The sequence below is a fragment of the Roseivivax sp. THAF197b genome (genome assembly GCF_009363255.1).
In the GTDB taxonomy this organism is placed as follows: domain Bacteria; phylum Pseudomonadota; class Alphaproteobacteria; order Rhodobacterales; family Rhodobacteraceae; genus Roseivivax.
Genome location: NZ_CP045318.1, coordinates 1,796,339 through 1,812,466, shown reverse-complemented (window position 1 = coordinate 1,812,466; position 16,128 = coordinate 1,796,339). Strand labels below are relative to the sequence as shown.

Genomic DNA, 16,128 nt, shown 5'->3' with positions numbered 1-16,128 from the left:
GAGACCCGATATGAAACGCATCAACCTGGCCCTGCAGGGCGGCGGCGCGCATGGTGCCTATACCTGGGGCGTGCTGGACCGTCTTCTGGACGAGCCCGATATCGAGATCGCCGCCATCTCGGGCACCTCGGCCGGCGCGCTCAACGGTGCGGCGTTCAAATCGGGCTGGCACAAGAACGGCCGCGAGGGCGCGCGCGAAGCGCTCGACTGGCTCTGGCACGAGATCGCGCAGGTCCGGGATATCGGTCTGCCGGAATGGATGAATGCCTGGCTGCCGCATCCCGGTGTGACCGCGCGCGCGCTGGAATTCTCGCCCGCCTACGCCTTCAGCGACACGGCAAGCCGCGTCATGTCGCCCTATGCCTGGGGGCCGCTTTACCGCAATCCGCTGATCCCCATCGTGGAGGAGTTCGATTTCGGATCCGTCTGCGCCGATGACGGCCCGCGCCTTTTCGTCGGCGCGACGAGCGTGCGCGACGGCAAGGTGCGCATCTTCTCGGGCGAGAAAGTCGATACAGAAGCGATCCTGGCCTCCGCCTGCCTGCCCACGCTCTTTCAGGCTGTCGAGGTGACATGCCCCTATTCGGGCCGCCGTGAGGCCTGCTGGGATGGCGGCTATTCCGGCAACCCGGCGCTCTTCCCGCTCTACGACAAGGATCTGCCCGACGACGTCGTGATCGTGAATATCAATCCGTTGATCCGCGACGAGGTGCCGAGATCGGCCAACGAGATTCAGAACCGGATCAACGAGATCAGCTTCAACTCGGCGCTCTTGAAGGAATTGCGCGCGATTGAATTCGTCCAGCGGCTTCTGCGCGATGGTGCGGTGAAACCCGGCACGATGAAGCGCGTGCTGGTGCACATGATCGCCGACGACGATTTCATGACGGAACTGTCCGTCGCGACCAAGCTGATCCCTATCCCGGCGCTGATCTCACAGCTGAAGGCGGCGGGGCGCGCGCGGGCGGATGCGTTTTTAGGCGATCACAAGAGCGATCTAAACGAACGGCAATCTGCCGACCTCGTCGCGATGTTCAACTGATCCGGACCGCGTCGTCGGTAGACGGGAATAGCTACCGCAGCCTGGCGACGCTTCCGATACTTAAGCCACGAGAAGACGTGCGGCGGAACCGTTTCGGCCAGCGCGGCGCCATTCGGCGCAAACCTTGCGGTGGGTAGCGTGTGGAGGATTATTCCGCAGCGCGCACCTGGTTGGCGACCAGGGGCGGGCCGCTGGGATCTTTCTCGTTCGGATAAACGAGCCCGGCCGAGATTACGAGTTTGGCCGCTTCCTCAAGCGACATGTCCAACTCGATCACGTCTTCGACCGGACAGAAGAGAAGGAAGCCCGAGGTCGGGTTCGGCGTGGTCGGGATGAAGATCGACACGAGGCCGTTCGACGTGACCGCCTTTTTCGCAACCTCGCCGCGCGTCTCCGTCGAGATGAAGCCGATCGCCCAAAGTCCCTTGCGGGGATATTCGATGAGGCAAGCCTTCTCGAAGCTGCGGTCGGATTGCACGAAGACCGTCTCCGCGATCTGTTTCACACCGGAATAGACCGAGCGCACGATGGGCATGCGCAGCACTAGCGTCTCGCCCCAGCGGATGAGCGAGCGACCGATCAGCCCCTTGGCGACCCAGCCCACCAGCAGTGTGAACAGCAACAGGAAGATCACGCCCACGCCGCGCAGGTTGATGCCGATATATTCCTCGGGATTGAAGCGCGCGGGCACGAGCGGCAGCACGAAGGCGTCGATCCAGCCGATTACGGTCCAGACAAGCCAGATCGTCAGACCCACCGGCAGGATCACGACAAGGCCCGTCAGAAAGGACGCGCGCAAACGCGACAGCAGGCTCGGCCGGGGCGGTGTGGGATCGAAAGGTTCGGTCATGGTCGCGGCTTGGCTCTCGTTACATCACAGAGCTATGCCGCGACGCGCGAAACTACAATGGTCCGTTGAAAAAGGACCGATCTCCGGCGGCGCTCAGGATGAAATGCTGACCATTTCGCGGGCAATCTGCGCGCCCAGCGCCGCATTGTTCAGGACCAGCGCCACATTGGCATCGAGCGACCGGCCTTCGGACAGCTCGAAGATGCGCTGCAAGAGGTAGGGCGTCACATCCTTGCCGTGGATGCCATGGGCCTCGACGTCCTTCATCGCGCGCGCAATCATCGGCGTCATCTCGGAACGCGGGATCTCCGCGGCCTCCGGGATGGGGTTGGCCACAAGCTGCCCCCCGGCGAGCCCCAGCCTGCCGCGCATCGTGTGCGCCTCTGCAATGGCGCGCGCGCTGTCCATGCGCAGCGGCGCGCGCAGCCCGGCGGAGCGGGACCAGAAGGCGGGCAGGGCGTCCTGACCATAGGCGATGACCGGCACGCCCAACGTCTCCAGCACCTCAAGGGTCTTCGGCAGATCGAGGATGGCCTTGGCCCCGGCGGCCACGACCGTGATCGGCGTCTGCGCCAGCTCCTGCAGGTCGGCAGAGACATCGAAGCTCTGCTCCGCGCCGCGATGCACGCCGCCGATCCCGCCCGTGGCAAAGACCGAAATGCCCGCAAGACGCGCGGCGATCATCGTGGCGGCCACGGTGGTGGCGCCGGTGCGCCCCTCGGCCATGCAGACGGCCAGATCCGCGCGGCTGAGCTTGGCGACCCGCTCTGCCTCGGCGAGCTGTTCGAGCTGTGCCGCATCAAGCCCCACGCAAAGCGTGCCATCCAGCACGGCGACCGTGGCGGGCACCGCGCCCGCATCGCGCACCACATCCTCGATCTGGCGGGCCACATCGAGGTTCTGCGGCTTGGGCAGGCCATGCGTGATGATCGTCGATTCCAGCGCCACGACGGGCTGTTTTGCCTCCAGGGCGGCGGCAACATCGGGCGAGAGGTGGATCAGGCTCATGAGGGGGTCTCTCCGGATACGTATTGGGCGGCTGCGTCGAGGGCGCGGGCGAGGGCGGTCGCGCGCTCGGCTCCGCGGGCCTCGCTGGCGATATGGGCGGCCATGAACGTGTCGCCCGCCCCGGTGACGCGGGTGACGAGGACTTGCCTTGGCGTTGCGGTCAGAACGCCATCGGTGCTGGCATCGGCAGCGGGTTGTCCACCATCGGTCACGAGCGCGCGTGCCGCGCCCCGTTCAACAAGCGCCGTGGCGGCCTCGGCGGCGGTTGCGAAGCTCTGGTGGCACAGGATGCCCGCTTCTTCGAGATTGACGTAAAGCGTGCCGCGGGCTGCGCGCAGGAAGGGCATCAGACGTTCGGCCTTGCCGGGCGAGGCAGGCGCGATGCGCAGATCCGCGCGGGAGAGGCGCGGATCATGGGCGATTTCCTCGAGGAGCTGCGCGGTCAGGTTGCCGTCGATGGCCACGGGACCCGGATAGGGCGCCTCTGCCGTGCCGAACGCGCCGTCGCCCAGGGGGGCCAGGATTTTGGCCCCTGCCGCTTCCAGCGAATGCGCATCGGCAATCGCCGCGATCAGCCCGTTCGCGCCCTCGACCGCCATGTAGCGGTCCGTCGGCAGGTCGTCGGAGCGGTAGACATACGCCGTCTCGAGCCCGAGGCCCGCGCATTGGTGCAGCAGCTCGTCCCCTTCTGCGTCGCGCCCCACCGCGCTCAGAAGGGCGGGACGCATGCCGAATCGTGCGAGCGTCATCGCGATGTTCAGCGCCACGCCGCCCGGCAGGCGGATGATCCGGCCCGGCACATCCGCACCCTTTTCCATATGGGACGGCGCGCGTCCGATCATGTCCCACAGGACGGAGCCGATGCAGAGGATGTCAGGTGTGCGCGTCATATCTCCGTTCTGACCGAGTGCGCGGATCGCCGCAAGTCATTGGCGGCGGTCGGCTAATTCCCCTCGCGTCATGAGGCCCGCGCCTTGACATCGCGCGCTTTGCGCCACTTGGTTCGGGGCATCTTCCAGTTCACGAAAGTCGTCCCGCATGGTCCGCTCCGTCCTCATTGCCCTCTTCTGTACGCTGGCCGGCCTTGCCACGGCGCATGAGGTCCGGCCGACCATCGCCGATATGACCACCGATGGCGACATGCTGCGCCTGTCGGTCACGCTGAATGCCGAGGCGATCGTGGCCGGTGCGGATCTTGAAGGGGTGGAGGATACCAACGCGCTGGAATTGTCGGACGAGATCGACGCCCTGCGCGCGCTGTCCCCTGAAGAGCTGGGCGCGCGCCTGTCCGAGATGCGCGGCACGCTGACCGATCGGATCGAGATCGACGCGGGCACGGAGGCGGTGCCGCTCACTATGACGGAGATCAGCCCCGGCCCCGTCGGCAATGTCGAGATTCCCCGCGACACGGTGCTCGGGTTCGAGGGCCGGCTGCCCGCAGGCGCCGACAGCATCACCGTGACCTGGCCTGCCGAATGGGGCACGCTGGTCCTGCGCCAGCAGGGCGTCGCGGAACCCTTCACCGGGTTCCTCGAAGGCGGCACACCCTCGGGTCCCATCGACATCAGCGGGGGCGGCGCCGAGACCGGGCTGCAAGCGTTCCTGAGCTACATCCCGGTCGGGTTCGAACACATCCTGCCCATGGGCCTAGATCACATCTTGTTCGTGCTGGGGCTCTTCTTCCTGTCGGCGCGGCTCGGCCCGCTTCTCTGGCAGGTCTCGGCCTTCACGCTGGCCCATACGGTGACGCTGGCCCTTGGCGCGCTCGGCTATGTGAACGTGCCGGGCTTTATCGTGGAGCCTATCATCGCGGCCTCGATCGTCTTCGTCGCGGTCGAGAACATCGTCTCGAAGGGGTGGTCGAAATGGCGGCCGCTGGTGGTTTTCGCCTTTGGCCTCCTGCACGGGCTCGGATTTGCCTCGGTACTGGGGGAGTTCGGCCTGCCCGCGGGCCAGTTCATCCCGGCGCTGATCGGGTTCAATATCGGCGTGGAGCTGGGACAATTGACCGTGATCGGCATCGTCTTCGCGCTGGTCTTCGTGGCCCTGCGGGTCGACGCGCTCGATTATTCGGAGCGCACGGGCCAGGTCTTCTACGGCGTGATGGCGGTGATCTTCATCATATTGACCGTGCTTTTGTCGAGCAGCGGTCTTCTGTCGGGCTTCGAGGCGTCGGCGCCGGTCTTCCTGATCCCGCTCGCGGCGCTCTCGTTGCTGTGCCTGCTGGCGGCGACCAATGTCGACAAGCTGGATGCCTACCGCACCTTTGTCGCCATTCCTGCCTCGGCAGGGATTGCGCTGGTGGGCACCTATTGGTTCGTCGAGCGGGTCTTTCTGTAACCTGCCCAACCTTGCCCTTCATTCGGTGGGCCCGTCTTCGTTGAACATCTCGGGGTCGGTGTAATCCCGGCCCAGATGCTCGACCGACAGCTCCGACAGAATGCCTTCCGCCTTCAGCGCATCATAGGCCGAGGCGACGTCCTGCTGTGCCACGGAGCTGTTCTTCGGCACCGCGATATAGGTCGGTGTGACGAAGACGGTTTCGGATGAGACGGTGATCGCGAAGCCGAGATCCCGAAAATACTCGGCGAAGCGGGCGCTGGTCACACCATGCGTGATGCTGCCATCCGCGGCCACGAGCTGGCGCAGCATGTCGGTATCGGTCGCGAAATCCACGATCTCGGCATCGGGATAGCGCGGCGATCCCATCTCGCCATCGCCGATCATGAAGTTGCCCTCCAGAAAGGCGCGGTAGACACAGCCCGAACAGACGCCGATCCGGTCACCCGGGCCGGGCTGGGGCAGGGGGTCGCCACCGGTCTCCGCCCCGATCAGCACCACGAAATCGTAGTAATAGGCGCCCACGAAATCGAAGACTTCCCGGCGTTGATCGGTGATCGACATGGAGGCCACCGCAAAGGGCCAGTCGTCGGGCCAGTTACCGCTTTGGATCCGGACGAAATCGGCCGGGATGAAGTCCGGCACCAATCCCAGTTTGTCGGACAAGGCGCGCGCCACGGCCACGTCGAAGCCATCGGCCACGCCATCGGGACCACGAAACGACAGGGGTGGATACTCGCTGTCAAAGGGCAGGGTGACGTCCTGCGCCTGTGCGCCGTCGCCGGTGACCAGCCCGACGAACAGGGCGACGCCCAGAGCGACCGATCCCAGGCGCCGCAGGTTAGCTTCCGGGCGTTTGATGCACATCCACACTCTCCTGAGACCAGTCCTTGAGCAGCGTGACGAAGGAGCCGAAGTAGAAGCCGATGATCAGCCCGCCCCAATTGGCCAGCGTCTCCGGCACCTCGTATCCCGGGGACAGGAGCGGCATCAAAGCCACCACACCGATCACCGCCAGCGCGATGATCGACGAGACCGAAACCGCGCAATACACGACAAAGCGTTTCGAGGCCTGATCGAGGCCCACGCGGGTCGTGCGCACCTCCGGCTTGGTGACGGGGGTCGGTGTGTTCATTCCGGGCTCCTTTCTGAAATGCGCAGGGAGATGTCTTTGAGGTCGCGGATGCGGACATCCGGTGCGGCGGTCGCAAATTCGAGCCGCGTCCCGGCGCGCTGACCGGCCTCCGCGAAGGCGGACCATTGCGCTTTCAGGAAGGGTTTTTCGGCGGCATCCGCGATGATCGTGTCGATATCGGGCCCTGTGCCGAAGCCCGACATCTGCTCAAGGCAGGTGGCCCAGTCGAGAAACAGTCGACGCTGGGCCGACCATGCCATGCGGATTTCATCTGCATCGGCCAGCGCGCGGGCTGCGTTTTCTGACAAGGAGATGCAATCGCCCGCACCTGCATGTAGGGCCGAGAGGTGCTGATATACCCGAACGATCGGCAAGCTGGCCAGATCCGCATCCGCCGTCTCCAGCGCCTCGATCATGCTCGTGCCCAGCATCACCGCCGCATCGCGCACAGTACCCGCTGTGCCGTAGGACCGGTCGGGATCGCGGGCGCCTACAAGCGTATCGAGAAGGTCCACGTCGATGAGCCAGCGATTGCCGAAATCGAGCTCGGAATATTTCGGCAGCAGAAGTGCCAATTCCTCTCGCGTGGCGGGGGTATGGGTGAGCCTGCCGCTTCCGCTGTCCAACTCGGCCCGCAGGACCTTTATGAACAGCAGGTAATTGTCGAGATCGGGGGAATAGTCGATCGCGCCCAAGGCCGCCTTGTAGGCCCGTTCGAAATCATCCTCGCCCAGTTGCGACAGGCGCAGGATCTGATTGACCTCAAGGCGGTAAAGCTCTGCGAATTGCGCGCGTGTCTTCAGAACGACCGTGCGCTTGATCGGTGGGCCGCCCAGGTAATTCGGCGTGAGCCGCGCCACCAGAAGCGTGGGATCCGCAGGCAGAAGGTTCTCGAACTGACCGATATCGACCCGGACATAGCTGCGCGTATCGCTGCTGTCCCCGACATGATCGAGCCTGCCCGCGCCATAGACGAACCTGTTGGGATTGCCGGTGGCTTCGGGGTTCTTTGCGTCATAATGCGCATCGAGATCGGCACCCGGTCCCGGCTCCGTCTCGTAGAGGCGGTAATGCACGGCCGGTGCGGTCTGCAACGTGTAGGACTGGTCCTCGATCGTGACTTCGAAACGATATCGGTCCTGCGCCGACCCCGTGGTGCCGAGCGTGGCCGACAGGCTCGCAGCCGCAATTATCCCGAACAGTCGCATCCCGTGATCGTCCCGTCTGAATCGAGACTTTCGCTGCAGCATGTCAGGCCATTGGAAAGCTGGCAGCAATGCAGGGCGGGCCCATCGGCGTCCATGGGCATGCAGGACGGACGCTCTGGCGCGGGAGAAATGACCGCAGACAATAGGAAAATGAGCGACAAATAAGCCATTGCGAAAGGTCTCGGATGTGAAAAACAGTCTTAAAATATGGTATGAGCGTACATGCAAAACGCGAATTTGTAAACGATACTCGCGTTAACCGATTTTCTGCGCTTCACACCCTTGCGAAGCAGGCCCGGCCGGTGTAACGCGCACTCACTTAATCCCGCAGGCGGGGCGGGCGTTCAGGGGAGACATCCCTGACGTCCACCGGTTGTCCGGGGGCAGATGCCCCGGATCACATCCCCGCCAAGGCGAAAACCGGAAAGGAAACGGCATGGCTCTTCCCGAGTTCTCCATGCGTCAGCTCTTGGAAGCTGGCGTTCACTTTGGCCACCAGACGCAGCGCTGGAATCCCCGCATGGGCGAGTTCATCTACGGCGAGCGTAACGGCATTCACATCATGGATCTGACGCAGACCGTCCCGATGCTGGACGCTGCTCTGAACGTCATCCGCGAAACCGTCGCAAAGGGCGGCTCCGTGCTCTTCGTCGGCACCAAGCGCCAGGCCCAGCTGCCGGTCGCGGAAGCCGCTGAGAAATGCGCGCAGTTCTACATGAACCACCGTTGGCTCGGCGGCACGCTGACCAACTGGCAGACCGTCTCGCAGTCGATCAAGCGTCTGAAGTCCATCGACGAGCAGATGGAAGGTGGCGCAGAAGGCCTCACCAAGAAAGAGCGTCTCGGCATGGAGCGCGAGCAGGGCAAATTGCAGGCCTCGCTGGGCGGTATCCGCGAGATGGGCGGCCTGCCCGACCTCCTTTTCGTCATCGACGTGAAGAAAGAGGCGCTGGCCGTGCTCGAAGCCAAGAAGCTGGGTATCCCGGTCGTGGCCGTGGTCGACACCAACTGCTCGCCCGACGGCATCGACTACATCATCCCCGGCAATGACGACGCCGCACGGGCCATCGCGCTTTACTGCGATCTGGCATCGCGCGCGGCACTCGACGGCATGTCCGGCCAGATGGAAGCGGCTGGCGTCGATCTCGGCGCGCTCGAGGAAGCCCCCGCAGAAGAGGCGGTTTCCGAAGAGGCAGCACCGGCCGCCGACGCTTGATCCTTTCGGGCCGCGTCTGGCTCGCGGCCCGAATTCCCATGCGATTTGACCGGGCAGGGGCCTGCATCGTCCCGCCCGATGACCCAATATCTTGAGGAGAGCCCCATGGCGATCACAGCTGCACAGGTGAAAGAACTGCGCGAAATGACCGGCGCTGGCATGATGGATGCCAAGAAGGCGCTGACCGAAAATGACGGCGACATGGAGGCGGCGGTCGACTGGCTCCGCACCAAGGGCCTTGCCAAGGCCGCGAAGAAGTCCGGCCGCACGGCGGCAGAGGGCCTCGTGGCCGTGTCCGTCGATGGCGGCACCGGCGTCGCGGTCGAGGTCAACGCGGAGACCGACTTCGTTGCCAAGAACGCCGAGTTCCAGAACATGGTCTCGGAGATCTCCGGCGCGGCGCTTGGCGTCGACAGCGTCGAGGCGCTGGCCGAAGCCGAGGTCGATGGCAAGCCCGTGAAGGACAAGATCACGGACGCCATCGCCAAGATCGGCGAGAACATGACCCTGCGCCGCATGGCGAAGATCGAAGGCGGTCAGGTCGTATCCTACGTGCACAATGCAGCCGCAGACGGCATGGGCAATATCGGCGTGCTGGTCGCGCTGTCGGGCGACAATGCCGCGTTCGGCCGTCAGGTCGCGATGCACATCGCTGCGGCCAACCCCGCATCGCTCGGTGAAGCCGATCTCGACCCCGCCGTTGTCGAGAAGGAGCGTCAGGTCCAGATCGACATCGCGCGCGAATCCGGCAAGCCCGAGCAGGTCATCGAGAAGATGATCGAAGGCCGCATGAAGAAGTTCCTCTCCGAGATCACGCTACTCGGTCAGGCCTTCGTCATCGACCCCGACAAGACCGTGGCCGAGGCCGCGAAGGATGCGGGCGTCGAGGTCACCGGCTTCGTGCGCATGCAGGTCGGTGAAGGCATCGAGAAGAAGGAAGAGGATTTCGCAGCAGAGGTCGCAAAGGCTGCCCAGGGCGGCTGATCCTGCGCGGCGCATCTTGCGCTGCTCCTTGTGAAAGACGGGAAAAAGCCGCTTCTTTCGAAGCGGCTTTTTCCTTACCAGAGAACTCGTTACGCACCCTTTTTCACCGGTCGCGCAAACCGCGCTGTCTCAGCGCAAGGACCCGACCGATCAATGACATTGGGGATGAGAACAAGATCGGTCGGGCTTCGGCGGCCGGACTGAAAATGCAGCCGACACGTCGAACGGTTTGCACCAGAAACCACGCAGAGCCCTGAAATTGCAGGGATATGTGGCCGTGGACTGTTCCTGACCCTTAGGGCCAACATCGTTGGAACACCGTAAGCGTCTCATTTGACGCAGCGTAAGGAAAGTCCGGAAAACCTGACCTTAAGGTAAGCCGCGCGTATTCGGCCTGTCAGATCAGAGATCGAGCACGAACATCTGGTTCTGAAACGACGCTTTCAGCACCGCCTGCGCGGTCGTCTCGACGTTCAGCGCGGCCCGGGCGAGCCTGAGATGTTTCTCGACCGTCGCGGGCGTCAAACCCATCAGGGCCGCGGTATCCGCCGTGGTCTTTCCATCGCCAACCCATTCGAGCGCTTCGCGCTGGCGGCGCGTCAGTGATTGATTGGGTGGCGTATAGGGCAGGGTCAGGATCTTGAGATGCGCGACATTGCACAGGATCAGGATCGTGTCCGAATGCGCCTCCCAAATGGCATCCACCGCGTCCTGGTCAAGGCCGATCCGTGCGGTCAATGCGATGGCGCCCTTGGCCCGGCGCGACACCGATCTGAACGACACCGAATAACCTGCGGTCACGTTGCGCGCACGATTGAACATCAGAACGCGCCGTTCAGCCGCGCTCAGAACGCCCTCGTCCTCCATCTGCTTGAGGACGTTCCACGAACACGCGCCATCGTGATTGAGGGCCCAGCGGACCATCGGCGCGTCGCGGTAATACTGATCGTCGAAGAAGGCTTGCGTGTAGCTCGGCGGGTGGTTCGTCAGCACGAGGAAATCGTCGGGATCGCCAAGCGATTGTCCGGAGCGGAACTGCGTGAACCCGTAGAACAGCCGGTCGAAACCGTAGCGCGCCATGGCGTCGCACAGATCGGCCCAGACTTCCTCGATCTTCTCATGCTGGGTGAGTGCAAGAACGCGTTTCTGAAGATCGACCGGATCCACCGGGTCGAGCGTTGCCTTCACGTTGATGCAGTCCATGAAAACGTCTCCGTAGAATGCGTCTGTGATAGCGTCAGCTTGCCTTGTCTGTCTAGCGCGGCTTGTCGTCATCCGTGGAGGGGCCAAGAGATGTGCAGGAGGTCTGACCGCGATAGCGCTGGCTTCAGCCACATCTTCTGTTTACATAATACTGATTATGAGACTTACTGGTGTACGCGGGCACATTCTAAACTGGGTTGCGACAAATCCCCTATCTTGCTGGAAAGCAAGGAGAGTGGAATTGGCCCACACAGAACTGGATTTGCGTGAGAGGCGCACAATCGAAGACATGCTGAATGCAGAAGTGCCTGTCAGCAAGATCGCAGCTGAGATCGGCAGGCACCGCTCAACCGTCTATCGCGAGATCAAGCGGAACTATTTTACCGACGAAGAGCTGCCAAATCTGAACGGCTACTACGGCATGAATGCGCAGAAATATGCGTCTGACCGACGCGCTCGAAGGCGCAAGCTGATCCGCCTCGATGGTCTGCGTGCCCATGTCATCGCTCAACTGAAGGTCGGCTGGACGCCAGAGCAAATTGCCGGGCGTCTTGATTTCGATGGGCAGCCAATTCGCGTCAGCCACGAGACGATCTATGCGTATGTCTACAGCCGCGAAGGCCAATCCGAACAACTGGCGCGCCACTTAACAAGCCGACGCAAGAAGCGTCAGCCGCGCTATGCCAGACGCCCCAGAGGCCAAGTATTTCCGCCAGATCGATCGATCCATAAACGCCCGGACTACGTGAAGACGCGCGAGACTTTTGGCGAATGGGAAGGTGATCTGATGATCTTTGAACGTTCCCAAGGCACGATGAACGTCGCCTCACTGGTCGAGCGAAAGACCCGGTTTGCCGTCCTGTTCCGCAACAACGACCGCAGCTCGACACACTTCATAAACAAGCTGATGGACGTGATGGAACCCCTGCCCCAGCCCGCTCGCCGTTCGATCACCTTCGACCGTGGCTTCGAGTTCCGCGCATGGCGCAAGCTGAAGTCCGGCATCGGAACGGAAAGCTGGTTTTGCGATCCGCAGGCACCCTGGCAAAAGGGTTCGGTCGAGAACCTAAACAAACGTGCACGCAGATATCTACCGCGTGACACCCAGCTCGCGGCGCTCTCAAATCGCAATATGAAGGCGATTTGTGACCGCCTGAACGGGACACCCAGAAAATGCCTCGGATGGCGCACCCCAACTGAAGCCTTCAGAGAAGAGATGAAGAAACTGAGATAGCGGAAAACGTCGCAACGACCCTTGAGCCATCAGCGCAAAGTTAGAATGTCCCACATCTGCAAAGTAGAAGTGTCACACTTCCCTGTTGAGCAAGCAGGATTGGAGTGCGTCTGTGGGACTGGTGATCATGAGCGAGCGCGAGCTGAACTGCATAGAAGTACTGAGCCAAGTGACCCAAGGCCGGATGACGTCTGTTACGGCGGCCAACGTGCTCGGATTGAGCCGACGACAAGTTCACCGACTGCTGAAGGTGTTTCAGTCTGACGGTCCGGCAGCGATCCGGCACAAGGCGCGTGGCCGGGCCTCGAACAATCGGATTGATCCGGCGGTGCGTGAGTTCGCTGTCACGCTGGTGCCCGAGAACTACATCGACTTCGGCCCGACCTTTGCAGCTGAGAAGCTCGAGGAAGACCACGGGCTCAAGGTCTCGCGCGAGACGTTGCGCAAATGGATGTCCGGTGCCGGGATCTGGCTCTCGCGCAAGCAACGACGGACATTCCATCAGCCGCGTTTGCGCCGGGAGTGCTACGGCGAACTGATCCAGATCGACGGCTCGGGTCATCACTGGTTCGAGGATCGCGGGCCGTCCTGCACCCTACTCGTCTTCATCGACGATGCGACCAGCACGCTGATGCATCTGGAGTTCGTGGAGTCCGAGAGCACCTTCAGCTACTTCGGCGCGCTTGAGCATTACCTGCATACACATGGTCGTCCCGTGGAGTTCTATTCGGATAAGCACACAGTGTTCCGTGTTGCCCAGCAAGGCGCGAAGTCAGGCCATGGGATGACCCAGTTTGGCCGTGCTCTGAACGAGCTGAACATCGAGATCCTCTGCGCCAACAGTTCCCAGGCCAGGGGCCGTGTCGAGCGCGCGAACCGGACGTTACAGGATCGACTGGTCAAGGAGCTGCGTCTGGCAGGCACCTCGGACATGGGCGCCGCGAACGCGCTCCTTCCCGCCTTCATGGACCGTTACAACGCCAAGTTCGCCAGGACCCCGCGGCGCCGGGATAACCTGCACCGGCCCCTCAATACCGAGCCGGACCGGCTGACCGATATCCTGTGCTGGCGTGACGAGCGCTATGTCGGCCAACAGCTGGCCTTTTCCTATGATCGGTTGCGGATCATTCTCCACGAGAACGAAATCACGCGCGATCTGCCCGGCAAGTACATCGACACCTTCGAGTTCGTGGACGGCCGATTGGAATTCCGATGGAGGGGCGTCTCGCTGCCCTACTCCGTCTTCGACAAGGACCAGCGCGTGACCCATGCCGCCATCACCGAGAACAAGCATCTGAGCGCCGTTCTGGAACACATCAAGGCCGAGCAGGACAAGGCACCGCCGAAGAAACGCCGCGCGGGCAAACAGCGCACCCGCTACGAGCCAACGGGACGTCGAAATAACGGCTGGAACACGCTTTCCGACCAACAGAAAATTGCCAAACGCAAAGCCAGCCAGGGCTGCGATATCTAAGGTCTCCGCCCTGTCAGGCTTTGCTCCCCTCAGCGCCCCTTGGTGACACTTCTGCTTTGCAGAGCTGGTGACATTTCTACTTGGTTGCAACAACTGGCGCACAGAATTGGGCCCCCTGACCATTCAACCACCGCACCAAGACAAGGCGGCAAGTATTTGGCAATCGGCACTTTTCCCAGCGCGTCTGCGCATACCGTCAGAAAAGCGCCCGCGCCGCAGCCACAATGCCATCCCGCGACGGCAAGGTCGCCGCATAAGCCGGGCCCGTCGCGATGAAGCAGTCTTCTGCCGTGATACGCGACACGCCCGTCCGTCCGGCTTCCGCAAAGAGCGTCATCAACCCCTCGGATTGCGATCCGGTGCGGCGGCACTCATCGACGATCAGCACCTGACGACAGCCCTCCGTCGCCGCGACGATCGCCTCCGCATCGAGCGGCGCAAGCCATCTCAGATCGACGATCCGTGCGGATATGCCCTGGGCGTCCAGGTCTTGGCGCGCCTGTTCCGACAGGAATACCCCATTACCATAGGTAACGATGGCCAGGTCCGTACCCTGCCCCAGAACGCGCGGCACCGACAGCGGCGCGGTCTCGTCGGGTTCGGGATAATGCTGCATCCAGCCGCCATCGCCGGGCTCCATGAGGTCGCGCATGGGATAGAGCGCGATCGGTTCGATCATCACGACCACGCTCTGCTCTTCCTGTGCCAGCCGCACGGCTTCACGGTACATGCGAACGGCGTCCGCGCCGTCTGACGGACAGCCGATGATGATGCCGGGAATGTCGCGCAGGACGGCCAGCGAGTTGTCGTTGTGGAAATGCCCGCCAAAGCCCTTCTGATAGCCCAGCCCCGCGATGCGCAGCACCATCGGGTTGCTGTATTGACCATTGGAAAAGAACGGCAGCGTCGCGGCTTCGCCTCGGATCTGATCCTCTGCATTGTGCAGATAGGCCAGGAACTGGATTTCCGGCATGGGCAGATAACCTTGCTGACCCAACCCGATGGCGAGGCCCAGGATGGATTGCTCATCGAGAAGCGTGTCCATCACCCGCATCTGTCCGAACTTGGATTGCAAGCCCTTGGTGATCCCGTAAACGCCGCCTTTGCGGCCAACATCCTCTCCGGCGACGATGATTTCGGGAACGTCCAGCATCAGCTCCGCAAGCCCCAGATTGATGAGCTTGTTCATCGGCTGCTTCTGCTCCATGGCGCGCAGATCCACGGGCCCAAGCGTTTCCGCGCGCGCCTCGGGCGATGGCCCGTTGCGGTGCGGGACGCTGCGGCGTGGCGGGATCAGAGCCGCGCTCACCTCCGCGGCGCTTTCCAGATGCGGACGAGTCATCGCGTGTTCCGCCGCTTGGAAGCATTGTGCTGCAACATCCTCATACGATGAGAGAATATCGGGTTCTTCAAGTCCTGCATGAAGCAGGTGGCGCGCGGTGTAGAGCAAGGGATCGCGCGCCTCGTTCGCGGCGATTTCCGCCTCGCTGCGATAGGCATTCTCCACATCCGCCCCGGCATGGCCGTAAAGCCGCACGCAACTCAGATGCAGAAGACCGGGGCGTTTGGTGCGGCGGATCTCCGCGGCAAGACGGAGTGCTGCGGCATGGGTGGCGACCACGTCGCAACCATCGACACGGGTGTAGGACAGGCCCGGACGCGCCCGCAGGACCGCATCCACCCAGCCCTCCGGCGAGGCGGTCGAAATCCCGATGCCGTTATCTTCGCAGACGAACATCAGCGGAAGCGGCGCGCCCTGCCAGGCGGTCCAGCCCGCGCAATTGAGCGCACCTTGCGCGGTCGAGTGATTGAGCGAGGCATCCCCGAAGGAGCACATCACCAGCCGGTCTTCCGGCTGGCCGCGCCGCCGGTTCAGTCCTAGCGCGAAGGCCGCGCCGACGGCTTTCGGCAAATGTGACGCAATCGTAGAGGTTTGCGGCGGGATGTTCAGGTGTTTTGACCCCAAAACCTTGTGCCGTCCGCCCGATATCGGGTCCTCGCTCGAGGCGGCGAAGGACAGGGCCATGTCACGCATCGCGTCGATGTCTGCCTGCGCGGAGCGCGCGGTCTGAAAGGCACCGTCACGGTAATGCAGGAAGGCCGGATCCTCGACGCGAAGCGCGCCTGCAACCCCAGCCATGCCTTCATGACCCGAGGAGCCGATCGTGTAGAACCCCTGCCCCTGCGCCTGCAGCCAGCGCCCGGCGCGATCCATGTGCCGTGAGACGAGCTGCGCGCGCCAGAGCCCCAGAAGGCCGTCGAGATCGAGGCCCGCATCCCCTGCCCGCACATCCCCGGTTTCCGGAAGATCCCGCGCGCGGACCCGCTCCAGAAATTGCTCATGCACCCGTGTCGCTGCGTCCATAATCGGCCCCAATGCCTTGCATAGAAAAGGGCGCGAGGAAGATCCCCGCGCCCGGCTACCTTGGCCCCC

14 protein-coding genes are annotated in these 16,128 nt (G+C 63.0%); 6 read left to right on the top strand and 8 right to left on the bottom strand.

Annotation, left to right across the window (positions count from 1 at the left end; all coding sequences use genetic code 11):
• Nucleotides 1-10: 10 nt before the first annotated feature.
• The gene (locus tag FIV09_RS09055) at nucleotides 11-1,042 is read left to right on the top strand and encodes a patatin-like phospholipase family protein (RefSeq protein WP_152449633.1); all 1,032 of its coding nucleotides are present in this window, start codon (nucleotides 11-13) and stop codon (nucleotides 1,040-1,042) included.
• A 148-nt stretch (nucleotides 1,043-1,190) separates the two neighbouring features.
• Here FIV09_RS09055 and FIV09_RS09050 read toward each other — a convergent pair whose 3' ends face one another.
• The 3 genes from FIV09_RS09050 to FIV09_RS09040 all read right to left on the bottom strand — a co-directional run bounded on the left by FIV09_RS09050 (nucleotide 1,191) and on the right by FIV09_RS09040 (nucleotide 3,790).
• Entirely contained in the window at nucleotides 1,191-1,892 is a 702-nt protein-coding gene (locus tag FIV09_RS09050) for a DUF502 domain-containing protein (RefSeq protein ID WP_152449632.1), read from the bottom strand.
• Nucleotides 1,893-1,985: 93 nt separating this feature from the next.
• Nucleotides 1,986-2,900: a pseudouridine-5'-phosphate glycosidase gene (locus tag FIV09_RS09045; protein ID WP_152449631.1), complete on the bottom strand. Its 915-nt coding sequence runs from the start codon at nucleotides 2,898-2,900 to the stop codon at nucleotides 1,986-1,988.
• Nucleotides 2,897-3,790 carry a PfkB family carbohydrate kinase gene (locus FIV09_RS09040; protein WP_152449630.1) on the bottom strand — a complete coding sequence of 298 codons (894 nt, stop codon included), beginning with the start codon at nucleotides 3,788-3,790 and terminating at the stop codon, nucleotides 2,897-2,899. The genes FIV09_RS09045 and FIV09_RS09040 overlap by 4 nt, the downstream gene beginning before the upstream one ends.
• Nucleotides 3,791-3,938: 148 nt before the next feature.
• On the opposite strand from FIV09_RS09040, the gene FIV09_RS09035 reads away from it, so the two are divergent.
• Nucleotides 3,939-5,240, top strand: coding sequence for a HupE/UreJ family protein (locus FIV09_RS09035; protein ID WP_152449629.1), 1,302 nt, complete (start codon nucleotides 3,939-3,941; stop codon nucleotides 5,238-5,240).
• An 18-nt stretch (nucleotides 5,241-5,258) separates the two neighbouring features.
• On the opposite strand, the gene FIV09_RS09030 is transcribed toward FIV09_RS09035, so the two are convergent.
• From FIV09_RS09030 to FIV09_RS09020, 3 genes are read right to left on the bottom strand one after another with little or no spacing between them, the layout of a single operon-like run.
• Nucleotides 5,259-6,107, bottom strand: a complete 849-nt coding sequence (locus FIV09_RS09030) for an ABC transporter substrate-binding protein (protein ID WP_152449628.1) — start codon at nucleotides 6,105-6,107, stop codon at nucleotides 5,259-5,261.
• The gene (locus FIV09_RS09025; protein WP_152449627.1) at nucleotides 6,082-6,375 is read right to left on the bottom strand and encodes a hypothetical protein; all 294 of its coding nucleotides are present in this window, start codon (nucleotides 6,373-6,375) and stop codon (nucleotides 6,082-6,084) included. The genes FIV09_RS09030 and FIV09_RS09025 overlap by 26 nt, the downstream gene beginning before the upstream one ends.
• A complete protein-coding gene (locus tag FIV09_RS09020) occupies nucleotides 6,372-7,583 on the bottom strand; it encodes a hypothetical protein (protein ID WP_152449626.1) in 1,212 nt (403 codons plus the stop codon). Before FIV09_RS09020 ends, FIV09_RS09025 begins: the two co-directional genes overlap by 4 nt.
• A 436-nt stretch (nucleotides 7,584-8,019) precedes the next feature.
• Between FIV09_RS09020 and rpsB the strand changes: the two genes are divergently transcribed.
• Both rpsB and tsf read left to right on the top strand, forming a co-directional pair.
• Entirely contained in the window at nucleotides 8,020-8,799 is a 780-nt protein-coding gene (gene rpsB, locus FIV09_RS09015) for a 30S ribosomal protein S2 (protein WP_152449625.1), read from the top strand.
• Nucleotides 8,800-8,904: 105 nt separating this feature from the next.
• The gene (gene tsf / locus FIV09_RS09010) at nucleotides 8,905-9,783 is read left to right on the top strand and encodes a translation elongation factor Ts (RefSeq protein WP_152449624.1); all 879 of its coding nucleotides are present in this window, start codon (nucleotides 8,905-8,907) and stop codon (nucleotides 9,781-9,783) included.
• Between the two features lie 402 nt (nucleotides 9,784-10,185).
• Here tsf and FIV09_RS09005 read toward each other — a convergent pair whose 3' ends face one another.
• Nucleotides 10,186-10,986, bottom strand: a complete 801-nt coding sequence (locus FIV09_RS09005; protein WP_152449623.1) for a LuxR family transcriptional regulator — start codon at nucleotides 10,984-10,986, stop codon at nucleotides 10,186-10,188.
• A 289-nt stretch (nucleotides 10,987-11,275) separates the two neighbouring features.
• Between FIV09_RS09005 and FIV09_RS09000 the strand changes: the two genes are divergently transcribed.
• The gene (locus FIV09_RS09000) at nucleotides 11,276-12,220 is read left to right on the top strand and encodes an IS30 family transposase (protein WP_371417774.1); all 945 of its coding nucleotides are present in this window, start codon (nucleotides 11,276-11,278) and stop codon (nucleotides 12,218-12,220) included.
• Nucleotides 12,221-12,332: 112 nt separating this feature from the next.
• Nucleotides 12,333-13,694 (top strand): ISNCY family transposase, encoded by a 1,362-nt coding sequence (locus FIV09_RS08995; protein ID WP_152449621.1) that lies wholly within the window; start codon nucleotides 12,333-12,335, stop codon nucleotides 13,692-13,694.
• A 196-nt stretch (nucleotides 13,695-13,890) separates the two neighbouring features.
• On the opposite strand, the gene FIV09_RS08990 is transcribed toward FIV09_RS08995, so the two are convergent.
• Complete coding sequence (locus FIV09_RS08990; RefSeq protein ID WP_152449620.1) at nucleotides 13,891-16,059, bottom strand: thiamine pyrophosphate-dependent enzyme; 2,169 nt, start codon at nucleotides 16,057-16,059, stop codon at nucleotides 13,891-13,893.
• Nucleotides 16,060-16,128 lie beyond the last annotated feature (69 nt).